Origin of the sequence: Pontibacter beigongshangensis (genome assembly GCF_014332515.1) — a bacterium.
GTDB classification, from domain to species: Bacteria; Bacteroidota; Bacteroidia; order Cytophagales; family Hymenobacteraceae; genus Pontibacter; species Pontibacter beigongshangensis.
This window is the reverse complement of record NZ_VFSD01000001.1, coordinates 368,521-387,352: the sequence shown is the minus strand read 5'-3', so window position 1 is coordinate 387,352 and position 18,832 is coordinate 368,521. Positions and strand designations below refer to the sequence as shown.

The 18,832-nt window shown below is 46.6% G+C and carries 31 protein-coding genes; 24 read left to right on the top strand and 7 right to left on the bottom strand.

Going from position 1 to position 18,832, the window contains the following annotated elements:
- The first annotated feature begins 108 nt into the window (after positions 1 to 108).
- Positions 109 to 1,341: an ABC transporter permease gene (locus tag FJM74_RS01585; RefSeq protein ID WP_187260796.1), complete on the top strand. Its 1,233-nt coding sequence runs from the start codon at positions 109 to 111 to the stop codon at positions 1,339 to 1,341.
- Between the two features lie 391 nt (positions 1,342 to 1,732).
- Here FJM74_RS01585 and FJM74_RS01580 read toward each other — a convergent pair whose 3' ends face one another.
- The 6 genes from FJM74_RS01580 to FJM74_RS01555 all read right to left on the bottom strand — a co-directional run bounded on the left by FJM74_RS01580 (position 1,733) and on the right by FJM74_RS01555 (position 6,642).
- Positions 1,733 to 2,380 (bottom strand): OmpH family outer membrane protein, encoded by a 648-nt coding sequence (locus FJM74_RS01580; RefSeq protein ID WP_317175522.1) that lies wholly within the window; start codon positions 2,378 to 2,380, stop codon positions 1,733 to 1,735.
- 32 nt (positions 2,381 to 2,412) lie between these two features.
- Positions 2,413 to 3,780 carry a tRNA (N(6)-L-threonylcarbamoyladenosine(37)-C(2))-methylthiotransferase MtaB gene (gene mtaB, locus FJM74_RS01575; RefSeq protein ID WP_187260795.1) on the bottom strand — a complete coding sequence of 456 codons (1,368 nt, stop codon included), beginning with the start codon at positions 3,778 to 3,780 and terminating at the stop codon, positions 2,413 to 2,415.
- Positions 3,777 to 5,105: a tyrosine-type recombinase/integrase gene (locus tag FJM74_RS01570; protein ID WP_187260794.1), complete on the bottom strand. Its 1,329-nt coding sequence runs from the start codon at positions 5,103 to 5,105 to the stop codon at positions 3,777 to 3,779. The genes mtaB and FJM74_RS01570 overlap by 4 nt, the downstream gene beginning before the upstream one ends.
- Positions 5,106 to 5,151: 46 nt before the next feature.
- Positions 5,152 to 5,595 carry a hypothetical protein gene (locus FJM74_RS01565; RefSeq protein WP_187260793.1) on the bottom strand — a complete coding sequence of 148 codons (444 nt, stop codon included), beginning with the start codon at positions 5,593 to 5,595 and terminating at the stop codon, positions 5,152 to 5,154.
- Positions 5,592 to 6,044, bottom strand: coding sequence for a hypothetical protein (locus FJM74_RS01560; protein WP_187260792.1), 453 nt, complete (start codon positions 6,042 to 6,044; stop codon positions 5,592 to 5,594). The genes FJM74_RS01565 and FJM74_RS01560 overlap by 4 nt, the downstream gene beginning before the upstream one ends.
- 178 nt (positions 6,045 to 6,222) lie before the next feature.
- Positions 6,223 to 6,642, bottom strand: a complete 420-nt coding sequence (locus FJM74_RS01555; protein WP_187260791.1) for a helix-turn-helix domain-containing protein — start codon at positions 6,640 to 6,642, stop codon at positions 6,223 to 6,225.
- Positions 6,643 to 6,711: 69 nt separating this feature from the next.
- Here FJM74_RS01555 and FJM74_RS01550 point away from each other — a divergent pair, with 69 nt between their 5' ends.
- The 17 genes from FJM74_RS01550 (at position 6,712) to FJM74_RS01470 (ending at position 14,379) form a co-directional block, all read left to right on the top strand.
- Complete coding sequence (locus FJM74_RS01550; protein WP_187260790.1) at positions 6,712 to 7,017, top strand: hypothetical protein; 306 nt, start codon at positions 6,712 to 6,714, stop codon at positions 7,015 to 7,017.
- Position 7,018: 1 nt separating this feature from the next.
- Positions 7,019 to 7,765 (top strand): KilA-N domain-containing protein, encoded by a 747-nt coding sequence (locus FJM74_RS01545; protein ID WP_187260789.1) that lies wholly within the window; start codon positions 7,019 to 7,021, stop codon positions 7,763 to 7,765.
- Between the two features lie 40 nt (positions 7,766 to 7,805).
- Complete coding sequence (locus FJM74_RS01540; RefSeq protein WP_187260788.1) at positions 7,806 to 8,105, top strand: helix-turn-helix domain-containing protein; 300 nt, start codon at positions 7,806 to 7,808, stop codon at positions 8,103 to 8,105.
- A 13-nt stretch (positions 8,106 to 8,118) separates the two neighbouring features.
- The gene (locus FJM74_RS01535) at positions 8,119 to 8,307 is read left to right on the top strand and encodes a hypothetical protein (RefSeq protein WP_187260787.1); all 189 of its coding nucleotides are present in this window, start codon (positions 8,119 to 8,121) and stop codon (positions 8,305 to 8,307) included.
- Positions 8,308 to 8,433: 126 nt separating this feature from the next.
- Positions 8,434 to 8,673, top strand: coding sequence for a hypothetical protein (locus FJM74_RS01530; RefSeq protein WP_187260786.1), 240 nt, complete (start codon positions 8,434 to 8,436; stop codon positions 8,671 to 8,673).
- A 162-nt stretch (positions 8,674 to 8,835) separates the two neighbouring features.
- The gene (locus FJM74_RS01525) at positions 8,836 to 9,081 is read left to right on the top strand and encodes a hypothetical protein (RefSeq protein WP_187260785.1); all 246 of its coding nucleotides are present in this window, start codon (positions 8,836 to 8,838) and stop codon (positions 9,079 to 9,081) included.
- A gap of 17 nt (positions 9,082 to 9,098) precedes the next feature.
- Positions 9,099 to 9,812 (top strand): ERF family protein, encoded by a 714-nt coding sequence (locus tag FJM74_RS01520; RefSeq protein WP_187260784.1) that lies wholly within the window; start codon positions 9,099 to 9,101, stop codon positions 9,810 to 9,812.
- Entirely contained in the window at positions 9,802 to 10,047 is a 246-nt protein-coding gene (locus FJM74_RS01515; RefSeq protein WP_187260783.1) for a hypothetical protein, read from the top strand. The genes FJM74_RS01520 and FJM74_RS01515 overlap by 11 nt, the downstream gene beginning before the upstream one ends.
- Positions 10,048 to 10,082: 35 nt before the next feature.
- Positions 10,083 to 10,289, top strand: a complete 207-nt coding sequence (locus FJM74_RS01510; protein ID WP_187260782.1) for a hypothetical protein — start codon at positions 10,083 to 10,085, stop codon at positions 10,287 to 10,289.
- Positions 10,290 to 10,383: 94 nt separating this feature from the next.
- A complete protein-coding gene (locus tag FJM74_RS01505; protein ID WP_187260781.1) occupies positions 10,384 to 10,695 on the top strand; it encodes a hypothetical protein in 312 nt (103 codons plus the stop codon).
- A 177-nt stretch (positions 10,696 to 10,872) separates the two neighbouring features.
- Positions 10,873 to 11,754: a phosphoadenosine phosphosulfate reductase domain-containing protein gene (locus FJM74_RS01500; RefSeq protein WP_206683986.1), complete on the top strand. Its 882-nt coding sequence runs from the start codon at positions 10,873 to 10,875 to the stop codon at positions 11,752 to 11,754.
- 94 nt (positions 11,755 to 11,848) lie between these two features.
- The gene (locus FJM74_RS01495) at positions 11,849 to 12,007 is read left to right on the top strand and encodes a DUF6965 family protein (RefSeq protein WP_187260780.1); all 159 of its coding nucleotides are present in this window, start codon (positions 11,849 to 11,851) and stop codon (positions 12,005 to 12,007) included.
- Entirely contained in the window at positions 11,982 to 12,176 is a 195-nt protein-coding gene (locus FJM74_RS01490; protein WP_187260779.1) for a hypothetical protein, read from the top strand. The genes FJM74_RS01495 and FJM74_RS01490 overlap by 26 nt, the downstream gene beginning before the upstream one ends.
- A gap of 1 nt (position 12,177) precedes the next feature.
- Positions 12,178 to 13,083, top strand: a complete 906-nt coding sequence (locus tag FJM74_RS01485; protein ID WP_187260778.1) for a DNA cytosine methyltransferase — start codon at positions 12,178 to 12,180, stop codon at positions 13,081 to 13,083.
- Entirely contained in the window at positions 13,080 to 13,538 is a 459-nt protein-coding gene (locus FJM74_RS01480) for a hypothetical protein (RefSeq protein ID WP_187260777.1), read from the top strand. Before FJM74_RS01485 ends, FJM74_RS01480 begins: the two co-directional genes overlap by 4 nt.
- On the top strand, positions 13,528 to 13,749 hold the full coding sequence (locus tag FJM74_RS01475; RefSeq protein ID WP_187260776.1) for a hypothetical protein: 222 nt from the start codon (positions 13,528 to 13,530) through the stop codon (positions 13,747 to 13,749). Before FJM74_RS01480 ends, FJM74_RS01475 begins: the two co-directional genes overlap by 11 nt.
- Positions 13,750 to 14,379, top strand: a complete 630-nt coding sequence (locus tag FJM74_RS01470) for a DNA methyltransferase (RefSeq protein WP_187260775.1) — start codon at positions 13,750 to 13,752, stop codon at positions 14,377 to 14,379. It begins immediately after the preceding gene.
- Positions 14,380 to 14,390: 11 nt separating this feature from the next.
- On the opposite strand, the gene FJM74_RS01465 is transcribed toward FJM74_RS01470, so the two are convergent.
- The gene (locus FJM74_RS01465; RefSeq protein ID WP_187260774.1) at positions 14,391 to 14,549 is read right to left on the bottom strand and encodes a hypothetical protein; all 159 of its coding nucleotides are present in this window, start codon (positions 14,547 to 14,549) and stop codon (positions 14,391 to 14,393) included.
- 141 nt (positions 14,550 to 14,690) lie between these two features.
- On the opposite strand from FJM74_RS01465, the gene FJM74_RS01460 reads away from it, so the two are divergent.
- The 6 genes from FJM74_RS01460 to FJM74_RS01435 are packed head-to-tail and all read left to right on the top strand — an operon-like array spanning position 14,691 to position 18,822.
- Positions 14,691 to 15,332, top strand: a complete 642-nt coding sequence (locus FJM74_RS01460) for a PDDEXK family nuclease (RefSeq protein ID WP_187260773.1) — start codon at positions 14,691 to 14,693, stop codon at positions 15,330 to 15,332.
- 2 nt (positions 15,333 to 15,334) lie between these two features.
- A complete protein-coding gene (locus FJM74_RS01455; RefSeq protein ID WP_187260772.1) occupies positions 15,335 to 16,105 on the top strand; it encodes a Lin1244/Lin1753 domain-containing protein in 771 nt (256 codons plus the stop codon).
- Complete coding sequence (locus tag FJM74_RS01450; RefSeq protein ID WP_187260771.1) at positions 16,105 to 17,940, top strand: bifunctional DNA primase/helicase; 1,836 nt, start codon at positions 16,105 to 16,107, stop codon at positions 17,938 to 17,940. Before FJM74_RS01455 ends, FJM74_RS01450 begins: the two co-directional genes overlap by 1 nt.
- Positions 17,940 to 18,149, top strand: coding sequence for a hypothetical protein (locus FJM74_RS01445; RefSeq protein WP_187260770.1), 210 nt, complete (start codon positions 17,940 to 17,942; stop codon positions 18,147 to 18,149). The genes FJM74_RS01450 and FJM74_RS01445 overlap by 1 nt, the downstream gene beginning before the upstream one ends.
- Positions 18,146 to 18,457 (top strand): hypothetical protein, encoded by a 312-nt coding sequence (locus tag FJM74_RS01440; RefSeq protein WP_187260769.1) that lies wholly within the window; start codon positions 18,146 to 18,148, stop codon positions 18,455 to 18,457. The genes FJM74_RS01445 and FJM74_RS01440 overlap by 4 nt, the downstream gene beginning before the upstream one ends.
- The gene (locus FJM74_RS01435; RefSeq protein ID WP_187260768.1) at positions 18,454 to 18,822 is read left to right on the top strand and encodes a hypothetical protein; all 369 of its coding nucleotides are present in this window, start codon (positions 18,454 to 18,456) and stop codon (positions 18,820 to 18,822) included. Before FJM74_RS01440 ends, FJM74_RS01435 begins: the two co-directional genes overlap by 4 nt.
- Positions 18,823 to 18,832: the final 10 nt, after the last annotated feature.

Below are 18,832 nucleotides of genomic sequence, written 5' to 3'. Positions count from 1 at the left end.
TATACTAAAAATGGATGTTCTTTCAGAAAATGCAATTATCTTAGATGCCGCCCTTTCAGATAACCTTTAAAAGGGACTTAAGATAAAAGACCATATCCGTTTCTACGAATGAACCTGATAGAGAACATACGGGAAGGGCTTCGGGCCATCGTGAGCAACCTGCTCCGCACCATATTGACCGGCCTGATCATCTCCATCGGCATCATGTCGCTGGTTGGTATTCTTACGGCGGTAGACAGCATGAAGTATTCCCTTCAACAGACCTTTTCTAATCTTGGTGCCAACTCTTTCGATATTCAACGCAAATCGAGCAATTATAGTGGAGGCAAGGCCGGTAAAGTTTATGCTACCATCAACTACAACCAGGCCACCAAATACAAAGACCTGATGGAGGCCAAAGCCCAGGTGAGCCTGTCGGCTTATATATCCGGCTCCACGGTGGTAAAGAGCCATACCGATAAAACGAATCCGAATATTAATATTGTGGCGGGCGACGAGAATTATATGCCGAGCCGCAATATAAATGTAGCCAGTGGCCGGAGCTTCTCTATGTTTGAGCTGGAGAACGGCACGAGCGTGGCGGTGGTAGGAGTAGAGGTAACCGATAAGCTGTTTCCAAAAACCGAGGCCCTGGGTGAGTATATCACATTTTTAGGGCGCAGGTTCAAAATAATCGGGGTTACCGAGAAAACAGGCAGCACCATGGGCGGTACCGGCTCCGACAGAACCATAATTATTCCTTTGGAAACAGGGCGGCAGATAGCGCTCGATGGCAAGACGCTGAGCTACGAGATCAAAACAATTTTGCCTAACCCTGAAGACCTGGATTATGTAATGGGAGAGGCTACCGGCGTGATGCGGGCGGTGCGGCAGGACCCTTTGGGGCAGGAAGACTCTTTCGAGATAAACCGCAGCGACACGGCCATGCAGAAACTCAACGAGATTTCAGGCTACCTGAAGGCAGGTGGCTTTGTGATCGGCTTTATAACTCTGCTGGGTGCCTCCATTGGGTTGATGAACATTATGATGGTATCGGTAAACGAACGTACCCGTGAGATTGGCGTGCGAAAGGCACTAGGAGCAACGGCGCTTCAGATCAGACAGCAGTTCCTGATCGAGGCCATTGTAATCTGCCTGCTGGGTGGTTTAGTTGGCATAGTACTGGGGATTCTGGCAGGCAATGGCATAGCCTCGCTTATAGGAGAGGGCGGTTTTATAGTTCCCTGGATCTGGGTGCTGGTCGGTCTGACTATCTGTGTGACCGTTGGTGTGATCTCCGGATCTTACCCGGCTTACCGGGCATCTAAGTTAGACCCGATTGAGTCGCTCAGGTATGAGTAGGTTAATTAGTTAAGAATTAGAAATTGTTTGTTAGCCTTAGAGTACAAGAGGGGCAGCGAGAGCATCAGCAGCTATTCCATCTCTGGGGGCTCTTTCTATTAGAATAATTTATCCTGCTCTGGAAAAGTTTTATCCGTATCGTATTCCAGGGCTAATCACTGGTATCCTAACTTGTTTTCCGCAAAATATGCCGATAGTGTAAAATGTGAAGTGCGCACTCAGGTGATTCCGCACAGAAAATTTAACTAACAAAAACAGGTGGCTGCAGTTTATTTGCTCTTTCAATAAGCCTCCGGCAATTCTGAAAGCTCATTTTTGCCAATAATATCAAAGGCTGCAGCAGAGGAATCGAGTTCCCTGCTGCAGCCTTTCAGTAAGTAAACTGGCTTGGTTATTTCTTTTTAGCTGCCGCCTTCTCCTGCTCGTATTCTTCGTTCAGGCCTTTCAGAACTTCCGGGGTTACATCCAGGTCGGTAACGCCATACAAGATGGCACTGTTGCCACGCGCGTAGCTAAGCACCATTTTGTAGCCGTTTTGCTCGCAAAAGATCTTAAGGTAATCTTCCACGCGGTCATAGAGCTTTTTCATCTCCTCCGATTCTTCGGTGGCGATATCGTTGCCTGCTTTCTGGCTTCTTTCCTGAATCTGCTGTTGCTTCTGGGCAAGCTTTTGCTCTGTGGAGGCTTGTTGCTCGGCTGTCATGCCGGCGCCTGTCTGCTGGTATTTGGCCACTTCTTTCTGGAAGGCCTCTGCCTGAGAACGCAGGTTTTGCTCCGTCTTTTGAGCTTTGTTTTTAAGGCGGGAGCTTACATCCTTAAAATACTGGTAGTTGGTGAGCAGCGTGTCGGTGTTGATGTACACGATTTTCTCAGAGGCAGCCAGGCCGGTTACATCTCCGGCAGCAGTTGTGTCTGTAGCTGCTTGTTGTGCAACGGTAGCAGCGGCTGTCTTGTCTGCCTGCTTGTTCTGGTCATTTTGGCAGGCGCTCATCAGCAAGGCGGTCATGGTGAAGCCCAAAGCGTAGTTTCTTACTTTCACAGGTTGGTTTTTTATTTTATTTAATTGGTTTCCTAATGTTTTAAAATCTCGGTGTAAGTTTCTTCAGCTTCCATAAGGCCGCTGGCATTAATAGCGGTAAGGCGCACATGCTTGGTCTCGTTAATTAAAACCGGATCGTACTTGGCCACCACACGCACGTAATTCTCTGTCCAACCTTCCATTTGCCCCACTTTCACATCATCCTCGAACAAAACTGTAAACTCGCGGCCAATGTTCTGCTCATAAAAATGGCGTTTCTTCTTTTCAGATAAAATGCGCAGCATGTCGGCCCGCCGGTTCCGGTCTTTGATGCTCACTTTGCCGGCCATGCCGGGCGCCATGGTGTTTTCGCGCTCAGAGTAGGGGAACACGTGCAGGTAGCTTACATCCAGCCCGTTCAGGAAATTATAGGTTTCCAGAAAGTCCGCTTCGGTTTCGCCCGGGAAGCCCACGATCACATCCACGCCGATGCAGCAGTGCGGCATCAGCGATTTGATGGCAGCCACCCGGTCGGCATACAACTCGCGCAGGTAGCGGCGGCGCATCAGCTTCAGGATCTTGTTGGAGCCCGACTGCAAGGGCACATGGAAGTGCGGCATGAAACGCTGGCTCTGCGCCACAAAAGAGATAATATCGTTGCTCAGCAGATTAGGCTCTATAGAGGAGATCCGGAAGCGGTCTATGTTCTCCACCTTATCCAGTTCCTGCACCAGCTCAAAGAAGGTTTCTACGCGCTGGCCATCCTGCAGCCCGAAATCGCCGGTGTTCACGCCAGTCAGCACAATTTCCTTCACGCCGGACTCAGCGATTTCCTGTGCCGATCGCACTACGTTAGCGATGGTGTCGGAGCGGCTGTTGCCACGGGCCAGCGGAATGGTGCAGAAGGTGCAGGAGTAATCGCAGCCGTCCTGCACTTTCAGAAAGGTGCGGGTGCGGTCGCCGAAAGAGTAGGAGTTATGGAAGGTGTTGGCCTCGCTGATGGCGCTGGCGTGCACCTGCGGCCTGTCCTTTTTCTCGAACCCCTCCAGAATATCGACCAGCTGGAATTTCTCTGCGGCACCCAGTACGGCGTCTACGCCCGGAATCTCACTAATTTCCTGGGGTTTGAGCTGGGCATAGCAGCCCACGATGGTAATAAAGGCATCAGGAGAGTGCTTGAGCGCCTCCTTCACTATTTTCCTGCATTTCTTGTCGGCATTGTCTGTTACAGAGCAGGTATTGATGACGTAAATGTCAGGCGTATCAGTAAACTCCACCTTCTCAAACCCCCGCTCCTGGAAAATGCGCCCAATGGTGCTGGTTTCGGAATAGTTGAGTTTACAACCTAAGGTATAAAATGCGACTTTTCTACTCCGTCCGGCACTATGGGGAATTATGCCTTCATTTCTATCTGTACTCATTCCTTTTCATCATTTGACGCCTCGTTTCCAGCGTCATCCTTTACATTTGTTTTCCTGATGTTTACCTGAACGCCGCCGTACAGGGTCTTGCTCAGGTCATCCTGGCTCAACTGCCCGAGCTTGGTCATGTACACCTCCGTCGTCCTGCTCTCGCTGTGCCCCAGCATCTCCTGCACCTGCCGGATGTTCTTGGTCAGCTCCCAGGCGTGGTCGGCGAACGTGTGCCGCTGCATGTGGGAGGTGAGGTGCGGCAACCCTGCCTTTTTAGCAATTGCCTTCAGCGTGTTGGCAATAAGCGTGTTCAGGTTGCGCATGAGCTGGCGCAGTTCCTCGCCCTTCGCCTTTTCGTGCTTTTCTGCAAAGAACGGGAAAATATAATTGCCCTGCCGGGAATATTGCGCCAAAATCCATTCGATGCCGTCGTGCCTGGGGATGACCTTCACCTCCTTTGCCCGTTTCCTGGGCTTGAAAATGATGTGGGTGCTGTTCACGTTCTCCCATTTGAGCGTGTAAGCCTCCGAGACACGCGCCCCGTGCAGGAAATACTGCATCAGGAACAGGTTGCGCACATGCACCTGCAAAGGCGAAAGCCCCTCCAGGTGCATCAGCCCTAAGGTCTGGTTAACGTCGGGCCGCTCCAGTTGCTTGAGCTTCTCCTCGACAGGGGGCACGTCGAAAGGGTTCGGCACCGGCAAGGCCCACCCTTCCAGTATGGCATTCTTGAAGAAGCTGCGGTAAACGGCGAAAGCGTCGTTGATCGTCTTGGGGTCATAGCCGCAGCCCTTCCCGCGCCGGGTGTCGCAGGTGCGCAGGAAGTAGACGAACTCCGACACGGTGTAGGGGGTGAGCTTGGAGGGGTCATCGGGCCGGTCGCCCCAGAAGCGCTTGAAGTAGCCGAGCTGCACGTGGTAGGTGTTGGCGCTGCCGTACTGCCCCAGGTTCCGCTTGCGCTTGATCCACTCCTCTGCAAAGGCGATGAAGCCGTACCTGTGCCTTTCTTCCGGCCGGCCGTAGGTGTCGCGGATCTCCTGGCTGCTGAAGACGGGGTTCTTTGTCTCGATCTCCTGCAGGCCCTCCAGGATGGTCTTGATGCGATGGTTGAGGGGGCCGCTGTCGTAGTGCCTGGAGGATACCCAGTTCTTTTTCTCGGTGGTGGCTTTGGGGTTCCATTCGCTCTTACGGGCATCCTTGCTTGCCTTCAGGAAGATGCCGGAATGGTAGTAGGCGGTCTTGCGGTCTTTGGTGATCCTGATTCGCACGGCGCTCTTACCCTCTTCGTTTACCTGGTCGGTGCGTATGGTAACTTTGTAGGTGGCAGATGACATCTTAAGCTAATGAGGTTCACGAAGAACATGAAAGAAAGGCCGTTGATTACCTGTCAAACTCTTCTATTAATAAAGACTTTGAGGCTGTTTTCTTTGCACCCCCTTTTGAATAATTGAGCCTGTGGTAAGGTTGTTGCCAGATAAGCTTGTTGTTTGTAAGCGTTACTATTTCCCATTGCCCGGAATTGTCATCAGGGCTAAAGACATACTCTTTCCCATCAACTCTCCTAATTCCATAGGGTAATGTCTCCTGATAGTACGGGCTTGTAACTGATATTGAATCTACACCAATCACATAAACATAGCCCTTGTTTTCCGTCACAATGTCCTCATAGTCCAGCGTTCCGGCCGCATCATAGTACTGGATACGGATAATGTCTTTTATCCATGTGCCCTGCAGTTGGTTGTTGATAGCCGGGGTTACATCTTCATCCTGTGAGCAGCTTAATAATATAAAAAGTAGGGGTAATAATAGTAAAGGGTTTCTCATGTCTTTTGTTTGTTTTCGTTTAATTCCCAAAGCGGGAGGTTGTAAAATTTGTATTCGTACAGCTCATTTCGCAGACCGTCGATTACGTCTGACTGCGCAGCGATAACCTCTGCCTGTGCTTCCTTCTCCTTCTGCAATATGGTAATTACCTGCTGCAGGGCCTCAATCGCGGCCACTTCGCTGCTCTTTGGCTTGTAATTGTGGTTGTGGTTGTGCTGCTCCCTGACATGGTTGTTGTTCAGGGCAAGGCTGGCATTATCCCCTTCGAAATCATTGAATCGGAAATCATTGGACTTGCTTTCTGTCTCTCTCTGCCGCTGCTTCTCCCGCCTCTTCTCCTGCTTGCGCCATATCCGGTAAACCCCATACAACAGGATAAACATGTGGGGCACCACCAAAAAAGAAAAAATAGCAGTCTGTAAAATTAAGTTCGTTGTGGGAATATCCATCCGGCGCGGTAAACTTTGCTAATAATATTGTCAGCTAAACTTACGATTCCCAAAATGGAAACACAATATTTATATCAGTTTATAATAATATTTATATTAAAGATATTCCACTCTTTAATAAAGGCTATCCAGTATAATTAAATTTATTTAATGTGTAAACAACTGATTGCTAAGGGATTTAGCTTTTTGACAGGAGCCTGTCCACAAGTTCCTGGTATTTTGTTTCCAGGTTATAATACCGCTCCCTTGTTTTCTCTAGTTCCTGCTGACACTTTTCATCCACGATCGAAGGTGTTGTGGTGTTGTTAATCCCTGCCGTGTTGCCATTCCCCTTCATGTTGCGCATGGTGAAGCTGTTGCTGTTATCTATGTTGCCAGTCATGGACCCTTCACCAGTAAATACCCAACTAGCAGAACACTTCAGGTGTTCGCAGATCATATAAAGCAGTGTGGTGGTCATCGCAGTCCTGCCGCTCTCATATTGAGATATGGCAGACTTGCCCTTGTCAATCAATACACCAAGTTCGTCTTGGCTCATCCCCCTCGATTCTCTAGCTTTTTTAAGTCTCTGACCTATAGAAGCTTGTATGTTTTCCATGAACTTTTTAGAAAAATTGTTTACTTTGTTTAAACTTTGGCTTGCAAGTTCACGTAAATTGAACTACCTTTGACAAAGTATTACAAACATAAACAAAAATTCAATATGTACAAGCCAGACAAAGAAACATTATTAAAATTCCGGAAAACAGTTGGACATGGCTATGCACCTGCTATAAGGGAAATCCTTTCGTCAGAGCATGGCTATGTAGTGAAAAACGACCGGGAAATATATGATGTAGCCCACGGCAGGTCAGAAAACGATGTGATCATGCAAGCTTTCCTGAAACTAGTTATCAGAAAAGGGAAAGCCGCTGCTCCTGTAAAATCCCTTCTTGATGAAGCCATGAAAGTTTTAACCCCTAATGCTGCTTAACATGAACAAGGAATTAATAATGTTCACTAACGGCGTACAGGTACGCACTGACAAAGACGGTAATATCTGTCTAAATGACTTACACAAAGCCGCTGGATCTGAATCAAGCAAAACACCATACAGGTGGCAAGAAATTGATAGTACAAAGGCTTTTATCAATGCAGCTTGTAAATTCTTAAATAACGCCAGGAGCGTTATTATAAAATCAAAAAGAGGTAAAGGAGGTGGCACATATGCACATAAGCAAGTAGCCCTAGAATATGCTCAGTACTTATCTCCTGAATTGGGTGTTGCTGTCAATCAAGTATTCTTCGAGCGAATTGAAGAGGAAAAGAACCCTGAACTGGCTGTTGATCGTGCAAGAAAAACATGGAACAAAAAAGGCAAAAGCGATGCATGGGTAAATCAACGGTTACTTACTATTGCTGCCAGAAACCATTTCACTGCAACCCTTGCCGCGCATGATGTTAAAGGGAGCGGGTTTAAGCTTTGCACAAATGCTATTTACATGCCTATGTATGGAGGCGGTGCTGAAGTGGTAAGGCAAAAGAAAAACCTTCCAGTAAAAACGAACACCCGCGAACACATGAGCGAGTTAGAACTTGCCGGAATGCGCTTCGCTGAGTTAATGGCAGCCGAAAACATCAAGGCAAAGAATATTAGAGGTAATAAGCCATGCGAATATGAGTGTTACGCCTCTAGTCAAATTGTAGCACAAGCCCTTGTTAGAAACAAAAGCCGCCAATAACAGAGCAAATCCCTCACTTAAAAATAGAAAGAGAATAACAATGGGAATCTTAGAGCAAATCCAACAGGAGAACAGGGAGCTTCGGAATGAGCTTCGGGAGTTCAAAGAGTTTGTTTCTGACTACCTCTCGCAGGTAGACGACGAGATCAAGGGGTATTCCGCCGCCAGCAGGTTCCTCGGATGCTCGGTCTCAAAGCTGGAGCGGCTGGTAAGGGGCAACCAGATCCCCTACACGAAGCACGGCAAGACCATTTCTTTCTCACGGGAAGACTTGGTAAACCACAAGCGCCAGCGCCGGATTGAAAAGAGAAGCAATTACACCCTGAATAAAGCCGCCTAGTACAGAATACACTATGAAGAAAGCCACAGTCCTAGAACGATTGCAAGCCATAGAGGGCAACCGGGAAGCCTACGATGCCTACGTGCTGGAATACCTGGGGATAACCAGAGAAACCATCTTAGATGATTGCCAGGTAGTCAGAGAGGCCCACCAATACGCAGTAGAGAAATTAATCAGTCAACAAAACAATCAAGCAGCCTAATAAAATTATTCCAACCATGACCGACCAGAAACAAGAAAGAGCCGCCTTTTGGATTACAGCCACCGCCGCCGCCGCCTTTGTGTCCTACCTGATCTATGTAGTAATCACCAATAACATCCTGCCATAATGGAAAAGCAATTAACACTTGAAATATTGTCTGTCTGTATGCAGATAGACGAGGAAACCCATCTGAATGTGCTGGTATCCTACCTGGGGAAAGACAAATACCCGCTGAATGTGAATGTGACGGAAGGCAAGGAGTACATTCTTGCCAGAAGCCTGCACAACAACGAGGAATACTACCATGAAACGCTTGCCCTGCTGAAATCCATCCTTCAAGAACATAGAAACCTAATAGCCGCCTAATTGTATGAGAAACTTTATAGCCCTCCTTATCACCGCCTTAGCCTTTGCAGGCTGTAGCCCGAAAACCACCAGTTACAAATCCTTTTCCAAGTCCTGCCACACGAAGCCGAAACCGGAGCATGTGAAGCATAGTGCAAGAGTATTCAACAGCCAGTTCGGGAAATGAGAACGATACAGCAAATTAAAGACGCTCTGGCACAGGAGTACGGGCATGAAACATGGGAGCAGGCGATTAAAAGCCAGCCCGCCGCCTTAGATGCCTGGACAGACACCGCCATCAGCAACTTTGCCTATGAAGCCACCAGAGCCGACCGCGAGAATGTAGAAAGGCACTTAGCCGGACTTGGGGCAATAGGCCAGGTAGCCATTGCCCGAATCAAAGATTTTCCCTTTCCTGAATTAAAGTAACCTATAACCCCTAGATAATGGATAATCAAGAAACACAACCAGTAAAGAACCTATACCAACGCATCAGCGCGGTAATGGCAGATATACAGTACCTGCAGAAAGACGATCAGGTAGGCTCCGGCAACTACGGTTATAAGGCCATCAGCATTGAGAAAGTAACCGAATCCGTTCGGCAGGCCATGATACGGCACGGGCTGGTAATCTTCCCTATTGAGCAGGTGCATATGATGGAAGATAAAGCCAGGCTTAATAACCAGGGGCAGCAGGTACTAGTGCCCATCACTACAGTAGATGTTCGCTATAAGATGGTGAATGTAGACAAGCCGGAAGAGTTTGAGATCGTGGTAAGCTCCGGCACAGGTACAGACCCGCAAGATAAGGGAGTAGGCAAGGCTATGACCTACGCTTACAAGAATCTCCTTTTAAAGACCTTTGCCATTCCTACAGGTGACGACACCGACAAGACCCATAATAAGGAGCTGGAGGAACAGCAGAACAAGGCAGCAGCCAAAGCCGCAGAGGAAGCTAAAAAGCCCATGTCAGACCCGCAAAGGGCTGAAATACTGGAATGGTTAAAAGACCCGGCTCAGACAGAAGAAACCATTAAGCGTGTAACTGGCAAAATGGACAAGTTCACAAAAGAAGAAGCCCAAAAAGCTATACAATTCCTAAAGAAGCAGGTAGCCGAGAAAGCAGTAACAGCCGCAAAGACCAAAGCCAATGCAGCCTAAAACCATCCTTGCCTCTCTCACAGAGCCTACAGAAAGAACCCTCTATGTCTACATACCTCCTACAGTTCATGCAGGAGAAACCGCTAAAAGCTTCGTGCTGCAGAAAGGGCGGGTAGGGTTTATGGCCCACCTCCCAGTAAGCAGATGCACAGTAGAGCCGGAGCAGCCAGGGTATGTAGAGATCACGGTGCCGGAGTGGTTAGTGCTTACCAAAAAGCAGTTTTTTCAGGATTGAAAAAGTTTGTACAACACAGCATACACTTAGAAAAAATGGAGAACCGAAATAACAAAACCAATCAAAAAGCAGTGGGCTACATCGGCCTGCTGTTCCTTATCCTGTCCGGCATAGTACAAGGGCCGCTGGAAACTGTCATACTCCTGGTAGCCGGTTCGGTACTGATCGGTACTGGTGGTTATCTCTGGCTGCAGGAGTTCAGGAGAGAAAGGGAGCTAACCAAATACGCTAACCCAGCCTAGTTATGAAAGTAAGACGCATTACCACCTACTGCAAACTGGCAGACCTGCCTAAGCATATTGAAAGACTTCAGTTAACACTTAACCAAAAGAAATAATGGATCTACTTAAGTATAAATTCCCTCCAATCTCTGATGTTGATATGGCCTTTTCAACAGTGAAAACAGATAAAAAGCTCCTGATAGAAGCAAAGGCCAGAGGTTATTATAATGGCAGCACGCCTTATAATAGACTTTTCAATACGCTATTCTTCACAGGCGGCACCCTGAATTTTAAACCTGACCTGCCAGAAGATTTCAAGCGTTCGGCCATGCGCTACCTGAAGTCCTTTATGCAATCCTATGAGCCGAAACACGAAGAAAAAGAGGCCATATCTGCCTTGCTCCTGTCTGAATTAGTTGAACTATAACCAAATAAAGCCATGATAACCTACCTGCTTATAAGTATCGCCTGCTCGTTTATCCTGTTCCTTGTATTCCTGTATGATAAATATAAGTATGGGGAAGTGATAGAAAAGGAGGATGGGAGTATTGTGTACTCAAAATCACAGAATAAGGGCGCTTCAATCGTTAACGCAAAATAAAGGATGAGAAATATAATCATGTTTTCAGGTGGCAAGGATAGTCTAGCGACCCTGCTCTGGGCAAAAGACAACCTGCCAGCCTTCGAGATAGTGTTCTGTGATACCGGATGGGAACACGAGCTTACCTACCAGCACATCAAAGAGGTGGAAAGCCAGATCGGGCAGCAGATAAAGATTATCAAGAGCAAGAAATACGATGGCTTTGCTGATATGGTAACTAAAAAAGGTCGATTCCCCTCAACTAAAGCCAGGTTCTGCACGGAGGAACTCAAAGTAAAGCCCTCTATAGACTATGTTTTAAGCCTCACAGAAGATGTAAGAATTTACCAGGGCATCAGGGCAGAGGAAAGCGCAGCAAGACGCGCCATGAGTCCCTCAGATGATTATTTTAAGTTCTACTTTGAGCCATACGGCACCGACAAAAAAGGCAAACCAAAGTACCACAGCTACCGGAAGAAAGATATTGTCGCTTGGTGCGATAAGCATTCAGCCGATGTGGAAAGACCTATTCACAAGTGGAGCGGCCAGGAGGTGATAGATTTTATCCTTTCCAAAGGCTTTAAACCTAACCCCCTGTATTACATGGGCATGAAGCGGGTAGGGTGTTTTCCTTGCATTATGTGCAGCCATAACGAGATTAAAACCATAGCTGAGAAGTTCCCTGAAACACTGGAAACACTGGAAACACTGGAAGCACTGGAAGCACTAGAGAATAGCACGTTCTTCCCGCCTGATTATATCCCGCGCAGGTTTTGCAGCAAAGAAACGCCACAGGGGAATGTGCCTTTGGTGTCCGATGTGGTAAAGTATGTGGCAGATAACCCCGATCAGCAAGAGTTGTTTAGCCGCCCTTCCTGCATGTCCTACTACAATATTTGTGAATAACCCCTGCGGCCTTGATAGTAGCGGTACCCCACAGCGACGATAGGAGCGAGGAGTACAAGCGGATAGCAAGATACAGCCGCCCACCCCTTATTTTATGATCTACCTTAACCCAGGCGAAAGGATAACAGACGAAAGTAAGTTCCTTAAACGCCACACCTCTTACATAGAGAACATGCCAGAAGGCAAGGCTAAAAAAGCATATCAACATAACCTTAACAACTACTACGATGCTACCAAAGACAATCAGGATTAATCCAAAACTGACCTACCCAGAAGTAGGCGTTAACCAGCCCATATTTGAACAACATGTTAAAGGCAAGGACTTACCAGTACTGGACTACGAAAACGGCTTCTACCTCGTGGAAATAGACGGAGAGGCCTATACAGTAAGTAAAGAAGATGTAGCACTAAGAAAGAACTGATATGACACACGGCTCATTATTCAGTGGCATTGGAGGGTTTGATCTTGCGGCAGAGTGGATGGGCTGGGAAAACAAATTCCATTGTGAGTGGAACCCCTTCGGACAAAGAGTTTTGAACTATTACTGGCCTAACGCCACCTCATACCATGATATTACAAAAGCAGACTTCACTATTTGGAGAAACAGGATTGACGTTCTCACGGGCGGCTTCCCCTGTCAGCCCTACTCAATGGCCGGCAAACGACTTGGAAAGGAAGATGACCGCCACCTATGGCCGGAGATGCTTAGAGCAATTCGGGAGATTGCCCCGCGCTGGGTCGTGGGCGAAAACGTTCTCGGCCTTGTTAATTGGAACGGGGGAATGGTATTCAACGAAGTGCAGGCTGACCTGGAAACTGAAGGGTACGAGGTACAACCGTATGTACTTCCGGCTTGCGGTGTCGGAGCCCCTCACAGGAGGGACAGGGTATGGTTTGTTGCCCACACCAAAGGCTACGGAGATAGAGGAGGACTACCACGAATGGAGAGCCCGGATGGTTGCCAGTGGCAATCCCAAGAATATGGGGAAAACCACTTGCAACCTGGGTACAATGGCCCGTTCGGGGATGCTCCCCACCCCAACAGCCCGGGATTACAGAAGCGGATTCAACCAGGAATCAGAGGCTTTTCTGAAACGGCAGGAACATTCGAGAGGGGTAAACTTGCACGAGCATTTGCAACGACGGATTGGGAGAAATTTCCAACTCAACCCCCGGTTTGCGCTGGAGATGATGGGCTTCCCACCGAACTGGACGGAATTACCTTTCCAAAATGGAGAAACGAATCCATAAAGGCAGCAGGAAACGCGATTGTGCCCCAAGTGGCTTACGAGATATTTAAAGCAATTGAAAATTACGATACCTTATGAAAGAACCTATCAAACTACAGCTAGGCCCCGTCCTGGTAGAAATCTGGCATACGACCCGCCATGTGCGTTCAACCTTTCCTGATGGGCAGATGTTAGGAGCCAGCCCAGAAGATACTGACGAGTACCGGTACAAAGCGAAGGAGCTCGGCTATTCTGACACTTGGGAAATGCGCATGCATCACGAGCTCCTTCATCACCTTTACATGCAGGAGCTCGGCTTTGAATACTCAAAATCACTTTATGCAGCCTCAAAAGATATGGAGCTCCACTTGGATCATTACAACGAAGAGGCAGAGGTGCTAATGGTGCAGAAGTGGCTAAAAACAGGGGATGAGAGCGTTTTACGATACCCCTGCAAGCTGGAATACCCCTTAGAGTTCAGAGCAAAGGTAATGAGAGTGTTTGAGCAGGTGCAGATGACACCGGAGAAAGAGTTTAACAGCTATGAGTTTTGATTTCTGGAACCTTACCCCCGAACAGGCAGAGCGCATGGCACTAGAAGAAGCCAATGCAAGCCCCGTATTCAGGCCACCAGAGCCTCGAAGTATTGAGAAGTGGGAACCAACCCGGTACACCTACAAAGTGCCTACAGAGCTTAATAAGAAGGCGAAAAGGTGCAGGACTAGAGGAAGAAAGAGAAAAGAACCCCTTAAAAGAGCAGCATAAATGAGCAACATACAACTATTCAACGAGGACTGCCTACAGGTAATGGCTCGTTACCCTGATAAGTATTTCTCACTTGCCATCGTTGATCCGCCCTATGGGATAGGGAACAAGTTAGTTGATGGAGGAGGCACAAGAAAAGCAAAGTTTGATAATAACAGGAACTCCATAAAATGGGATAGTGTGCCCACTATTGAATATTTTACAGAGCTTTTCAGGGTTTCAAATCATCAAATTATATGGGGCGGCAATTATTTCGATTTGCCAGCTACACGGTGCAATCTTATTTGGGATAAGATGCAAGTATTTACAGGGTCAGATTTTGAGTTAGCTTGGACTTCTTTTGATAAAGCCTCTAAAGCTTTCAGAATGAGCAGGGTGGAAGCCTATTCAAACGGGAAAAATCACCCCACACAGAAGCCTGTAAAGCTCTACAAATGGCTCTTAAAGAACTACGCCACTCCTGATATGAAGATACTAGACACCCACTTAGGCAGCATGAGTTCAGTAATAGCCGCTTATGACTACCAGGTGAAAGAATTTGTAGGCTGTGAGATAGATCAGGAATACTTTGAAAAAGGGCTTGCCAGGTTTAACCAGCACAAACGCCAGCTAAATCTGTTCGCAGCATGAGAAAGGAGGGGTTAGTCTACTGTAATGCCCTTTTCAGCCAGATGTGCTTTCAGGAACTTACGCAGGAGAGCAGCTAAAGAAATTTCCTCCTTTGCACAATACTCCTGAGCCACTTCATAAAGGGTTTTCTCTAGTCTTACCGGATAGTTAACGTACTCTTTGGCTGCCATAATTAAGTGAATAGGATTTAATAGGACAATTATAGGTATTTATATTTTTCTATGCAAATAAAGTGAGTTTTTATTTTGATAAGTGGATAGAAGTTCATAGAATTGCATAGAATATGTATGACACCTAAAACCAAATAACCCATGAAATTTTTAGAGAAGGATATAGAAAACATGATTTACAATAATCCTGAAAAGATTGGGAGCAGGGGTTTGGTGATTAACTCGATTTTTAGACCTGATAATATTCAATTGTTGCAACAGGTAAATCTAGGTAATTACGGGATTGCTGACTTGATAAATGTTGAATACAAGCAAATACCATATGATCCTACAATTGAATACCCAGCCCGAAGGAAAATTGTTATTACAGTTATTGAATGCAAACTCAATGATATTGATGCTAATGCCTATATGCAGGCGCAGCGATATGTAACAGGGATAAAGAGTATTTTAGAAGATCATGACCTTTCCTACTCACAAATTGAGATTAAGACAATTCTTATCGGGAGCAGCATAAATACAAATGGTGACTTTGTGTTTATGTATAATAATGATCCCCACTGTTCAATTTACACCTTCAAATATGATTTTGATGGTTTGTTTTTCAAAAAATCAACTCAAGAATGGAGATTGTCAAAAAAAGACACATCCTGTAACTCCTTAGTATCTGACTTTAGAGATTTCATTCAAGAATCTTATCACCTGAGCGGATACTTTAAGCAAATGTCTAAGGCATCAGAGCCTCAATCAGATTTACCAAACACGATTAAACTTCTTTTTTAAATATGGCACAAGACACATTTTATTTCTCGCATGACTATAACACCAGGAACAACGCTAAGATTAAGAAGTTGCTTCTAAAGCATGGGATGACTGGATACGGAATCTTCTGGGGCATAATCGAGGACTTGTACAACAATGCGAATGCAATGCCTTTGGATTACGAGTGTATTGCATACGACTTGCGAACGGACGAATCTACAGTAAAATCAATACTTAACGACTTTGATTTATTCAACTTAAATGGAAAGACCTTTGGTAGCAAATCAGTTGAAAAAAGGCTTAGCCAGAGAGAAGAAAAATCACAAAAAGCCAGAGAATCAGCAAACAAGAGATGGGAGAAAGATGCGAACGCATTGCCAACGCATACCGATAGCAATGCTATAAAGGAAAGGAAAGGAAAGGATAGGAAAGAAAAGGATATTAAAATAAAGGAATTAACGGAGCAAGCTCCTGAAGAAGATTCTAAAATTATTTATCCTTTTGAGGGGAAGGAATTCCCGGCAGCATGGAATGATTGGAAGGAATACAAATGGTTGCAGCACAAGTTTAAATATAAGTGCATCAAATCCGAAATGCTTGCTCTGAAGTCTCTTTGCAAACAGGCTGGCAACATGGAGCATAGAGCAATACAGATTATTGAATTCAGTATAGGTTCAGGTTATCAAGGTTTATTTGCCCCAAAAACATTCTCTGAACCGGAATTTAAGCAGCAGGAGAAAAGACCAAGCTATATGGAAATGTTTGGGGGCAGGAAAGAAAACTATGCTAGCTAATGACCAACGAGGATATAGTTATTCCGGCCAGCTACAGCAAAGAGGAATACTTCTCGATCTGCTACGAATGCAGCCACACCCGAAAAAAGAAAGCAGACAAGTGCTTATCTGTTAGGGCAAAGCCAAAGCCAGGGGTGGCAGTAGGTGTTTACCACTGCATGCACTGTGAGGCAAAGGGCATGATTAACCAATACAAGACACAAGAACAGTTTACCCCTATGTACCAGGTGCCCGAAAAGAAGAACTTCACCAAACTATCCGATAAAGGGCTAAAGTTCTTCACAGATCGGTTCATTACGCAAGAGGTGGTAATAGCAAACAAGATAGTAGAAGAAAAAGGGTGGCTGGTGTTCCCTTACCTGGAAAACGGGCAGCTTATCAACGTGAAAAAGCGGAACACTGATAGCAAGGACTTCCGGCAGTCAGCAGGGTCAAAGGCCATCATGTACAATTATGACAGGTGCAAGGGGCAGAAAGAGATTATAGTTTGTGAGGGAGAGCTTGACTGTATGGCCTTTGAGGTGGCAGGATTCACAAACGCCACATCGGTTAACCAGGGGGCACCCAACGCCAACGACAAGAACATAGATAAGAAGCTCGAATGCCTGAACAACAGCTATGATCTGTTTGAGGAAGCCGAAACGGTTTACATTGCAGTAGACAAAGACGAAAACGGGAAAAGGCTGGAAGAGGAGCTCATCAGAAGGATAGGTGCCGAAAAGTGCAAGGTGGTTAATTGGGATGCCAAGTATAAAGACGCGAACGACCTGCTGAGATTTGAAGGTAAAGAGGCACTAGGGAAGGCACTGGCTAACGCATCAGATGTAAAGGTAGAAGGTATCTGGACTGTAGACGATGTGTTTGAGGACATGCTTGCAGACCTTCGCAACGGGCCAAAGCGGGGCACCACTACCTATTTCGCTGAACTGGATGAGTGCTGGACATGGAGAACGGGAGATGTAAACATCTGGACAGGCTACAACAACGAGGGGAAAACACAATTCCTTTTGCAGCTCTGCCTGATTAAAGCAATGGCAGAGGGTTGGAAGTTCGCTGTATTCTCTCCTGAAAACATACCAGTACGTGAGCTTTACGCAGATTTGGTTCACAGCTATATCGGGAGGTCAGCAGATAAGTTTTTCCCGAACAACCTAATGTCGGAGGCGCAACTTGCGGAGGGGGCCAAATTCATGCGGGATCATTTTTTCATTGTGTACCCGCCAAAGAACTTCACTCTTGAAATCATTGAAGAAAAGTTTCTTTACCTGATTAGAAGGAAGGGCGTTCGGGGCTGCATTCTTGACCCTTATAACATGATTGAACATATGATGAACCCAGGTGAAAGGGAAGATTTGTATATCAGCAGGTTTATGAGCAGCCTAACGAGGTTCACGAAAGAGAATGATGTAAGCATGCACCTGGTAGCGCATCAGAACACGCCCCGGCCAAATGAGAAAGGGAACTACCCCAAGCCGATACTTTACAACATCAAAGGGGGCGGCACCTTCGCAGACAAGGCAGATAATGTTCTGGTAGTACACAGGCCCAACAGAGGGGCAAGCCCTTCAGATACGCAGGTCGTGTTTTACTCAGACAAGATCAAGAAGCAAAAGCTGGTAGGCATACCGGGGGCCTGTCATGGGATCATATTCGACAGATCATCTAACAGGTATTTTCTAAACGGTGTAAGCCCGATTGAGCTAATGCGGAACACTGATAGCCCATTCCCGAAACCACCCGAAGGACCAAGTAGGCAGGAGTTCAGGCACAGTACGCCAAGCGAATTTAGTGAAGAGAAGATTACAGAATATCAAGCGGAACCACCGCCTTTCTAATGAAAAGACTACAGCTAAGATACAACCCCCAGACCAGGTACAAGAACGGCAAGCCCCGGTACGCATCAGAACGCTGGTGTAAGAAGGTAGCCAGCAATGAGAACCTTACCCCTTGCGACCATGCCCGATTTGCCAGTGATCTGAGGCTTACCGGGAATTTTGAAGGATTACTTACTATTCAGAAACTACTTAAAGAGAAGATAAGATGAACTTAACCCAAAAGAAATACTGCATCTATCAGGCCGGTATGTTCAAATATGGCTTCCTAACCCTTGCGGCCTTAATAAAAGAATTGGAAGATCAGGAGGAGTACGAGGAATGCAGGATCATCTATGAAGTGATGCGGGAGCAGGGGAGGCGATTCAATATGCAGCTTCCTACTACCTATGACGAAAAAGCCATAGCGTACTTCAAGAAGGAAATGAGAAGCTTAGGCTATGAACCAGAAGTAAGCTTATACAACCTGCCGGAATATGTTCAAATGCTAAAATCAGAATTAGAGAATATTCAGCCATGACCCAAGAACAAAAACAAGCGATAGCCCTCTACTACCAGAGGCACACCCAAAGAGCCACCTGCAACAAGTTCGGGATAAGCGCACAGCAGGCAAAGCAGATCGTTCAGGAGGTGTACGGGAAACTCAAATCCCACAAGGACACCATCGAGCAGAAGTACAGCAGCGTGGAGATACGCCAGTTCTATGCCCTCTACCTGGCAGGCTATGGGATAAGAGCAGATTACGAGGATTTGCTTCGGCACTGGAAGCTGGCAGCCTTTGACGAGCGGGTACACATAGACCAGATCGTATTTGAGTTATCAGAAGTCTGGCCCAGGTTCAGCAACTGCCATACGATGCAACCACATTCAAGAGTAGCAGCATGAGACAACGACA

What these genes read in the sequence shown, in the direction of transcription:
- FJM74_RS01460 (WP_187260773.1), top strand. Translation starts at nt 14,691, where the DNA reads ATGAAATTTTTAGAGAAGGATATAGAAAACATGATTTACAATAATCCT.
- FJM74_RS01515 (WP_187260783.1), top strand. Translation starts at nt 9,802, where the DNA reads ATGCAGCCTAAAACCATCCTTGCCTCTCTCACAGAGCCTACAGAAAGA.
- FJM74_RS01440 (WP_187260769.1), top strand. Translation starts at nt 18,146, where the DNA reads ATGAACTTAACCCAAAAGAAATACTGCATCTATCAGGCCGGTATGTTC.
- mtaB (WP_187260795.1), bottom strand. Translation starts at nt 3,780, where the DNA reads ATGAGTACAGATAGAAATGAAGGCATAATTCCCCATAGTGCCGGACGG.
- FJM74_RS01485 (WP_187260778.1), top strand. Translation starts at nt 12,178, where the DNA reads ATGACACACGGCTCATTATTCAGTGGCATTGGAGGGTTTGATCTTGCG.
- FJM74_RS01530 (WP_187260786.1), top strand. Translation starts at nt 8,434, where the DNA reads ATGGAAAAGCAATTAACACTTGAAATATTGTCTGTCTGTATGCAGATA.
- FJM74_RS01435 (WP_187260768.1), top strand. Translation starts at nt 18,454, where the DNA reads ATGACCCAAGAACAAAAACAAGCGATAGCCCTCTACTACCAGAGGCAC.
- FJM74_RS01480 (WP_187260777.1), top strand. Translation starts at nt 13,080, where the DNA reads ATGAAAGAACCTATCAAACTACAGCTAGGCCCCGTCCTGGTAGAAATC.
- FJM74_RS01490 (WP_187260779.1), top strand. Translation starts at nt 11,982, where the DNA reads ATGCTACCAAAGACAATCAGGATTAATCCAAAACTGACCTACCCAGAA.
- FJM74_RS01500 (WP_206683986.1), top strand. Translation starts at nt 10,873, where the DNA reads ATGAGAAATATAATCATGTTTTCAGGTGGCAAGGATAGTCTAGCGACC.
- FJM74_RS01585 (WP_187260796.1), top strand. Translation starts at nt 109, where the DNA reads ATGAACCTGATAGAGAACATACGGGAAGGGCTTCGGGCCATCGTGAGC.
- FJM74_RS01510 (WP_187260782.1), top strand. Translation starts at nt 10,083, where the DNA reads ATGGAGAACCGAAATAACAAAACCAATCAAAAAGCAGTGGGCTACATC.
- FJM74_RS01495 (WP_187260780.1), top strand. Translation starts at nt 11,849, where the DNA reads ATGATCTACCTTAACCCAGGCGAAAGGATAACAGACGAAAGTAAGTTC.
- FJM74_RS01560 (WP_187260792.1), bottom strand. Translation starts at nt 6,044, where the DNA reads ATGGATATTCCCACAACGAACTTAATTTTACAGACTGCTATTTTTTCT.
- FJM74_RS01455 (WP_187260772.1), top strand. Translation starts at nt 15,335, where the DNA reads ATGGCACAAGACACATTTTATTTCTCGCATGACTATAACACCAGGAAC.
- FJM74_RS01450 (WP_187260771.1), top strand. Translation starts at nt 16,105, where the DNA reads ATGACCAACGAGGATATAGTTATTCCGGCCAGCTACAGCAAAGAGGAA.
- FJM74_RS01555 (WP_187260791.1), bottom strand. Translation starts at nt 6,642, where the DNA reads ATGGAAAACATACAAGCTTCTATAGGTCAGAGACTTAAAAAAGCTAGA.
- FJM74_RS01525 (WP_187260785.1), top strand. Translation starts at nt 8,836, where the DNA reads ATGAGAACGATACAGCAAATTAAAGACGCTCTGGCACAGGAGTACGGG.
- FJM74_RS01445 (WP_187260770.1), top strand. Translation starts at nt 17,940, where the DNA reads ATGAAAAGACTACAGCTAAGATACAACCCCCAGACCAGGTACAAGAAC.
- FJM74_RS01545 (WP_187260789.1), top strand. Translation starts at nt 7,019, where the DNA reads ATGAACAAGGAATTAATAATGTTCACTAACGGCGTACAGGTACGCACT.
- FJM74_RS01465 (WP_187260774.1), bottom strand. Translation starts at nt 14,549, where the DNA reads ATGGCAGCCAAAGAGTACGTTAACTATCCGGTAAGACTAGAGAAAACC.
- FJM74_RS01565 (WP_187260793.1), bottom strand. Translation starts at nt 5,595, where the DNA reads ATGAGAAACCCTTTACTATTATTACCCCTACTTTTTATATTATTAAGC.
- FJM74_RS01470 (WP_187260775.1), top strand. Translation starts at nt 13,750, where the DNA reads ATGAGCAACATACAACTATTCAACGAGGACTGCCTACAGGTAATGGCT.
- FJM74_RS01570 (WP_187260794.1), bottom strand. Translation starts at nt 5,105, where the DNA reads ATGTCATCTGCCACCTACAAAGTTACCATACGCACCGACCAGGTAAAC.
- FJM74_RS01520 (WP_187260784.1), top strand. Translation starts at nt 9,099, where the DNA reads ATGGATAATCAAGAAACACAACCAGTAAAGAACCTATACCAACGCATC.
- FJM74_RS01540 (WP_187260788.1), top strand. Translation starts at nt 7,806, where the DNA reads ATGGGAATCTTAGAGCAAATCCAACAGGAGAACAGGGAGCTTCGGAAT.
- FJM74_RS01505 (WP_187260781.1), top strand. Translation starts at nt 10,384, where the DNA reads ATGGATCTACTTAAGTATAAATTCCCTCCAATCTCTGATGTTGATATG.
- FJM74_RS01475 (WP_187260776.1), top strand. Translation starts at nt 13,528, where the DNA reads ATGAGTTTTGATTTCTGGAACCTTACCCCCGAACAGGCAGAGCGCATG.
- FJM74_RS01535 (WP_187260787.1), top strand. Translation starts at nt 8,119, where the DNA reads ATGAAGAAAGCCACAGTCCTAGAACGATTGCAAGCCATAGAGGGCAAC.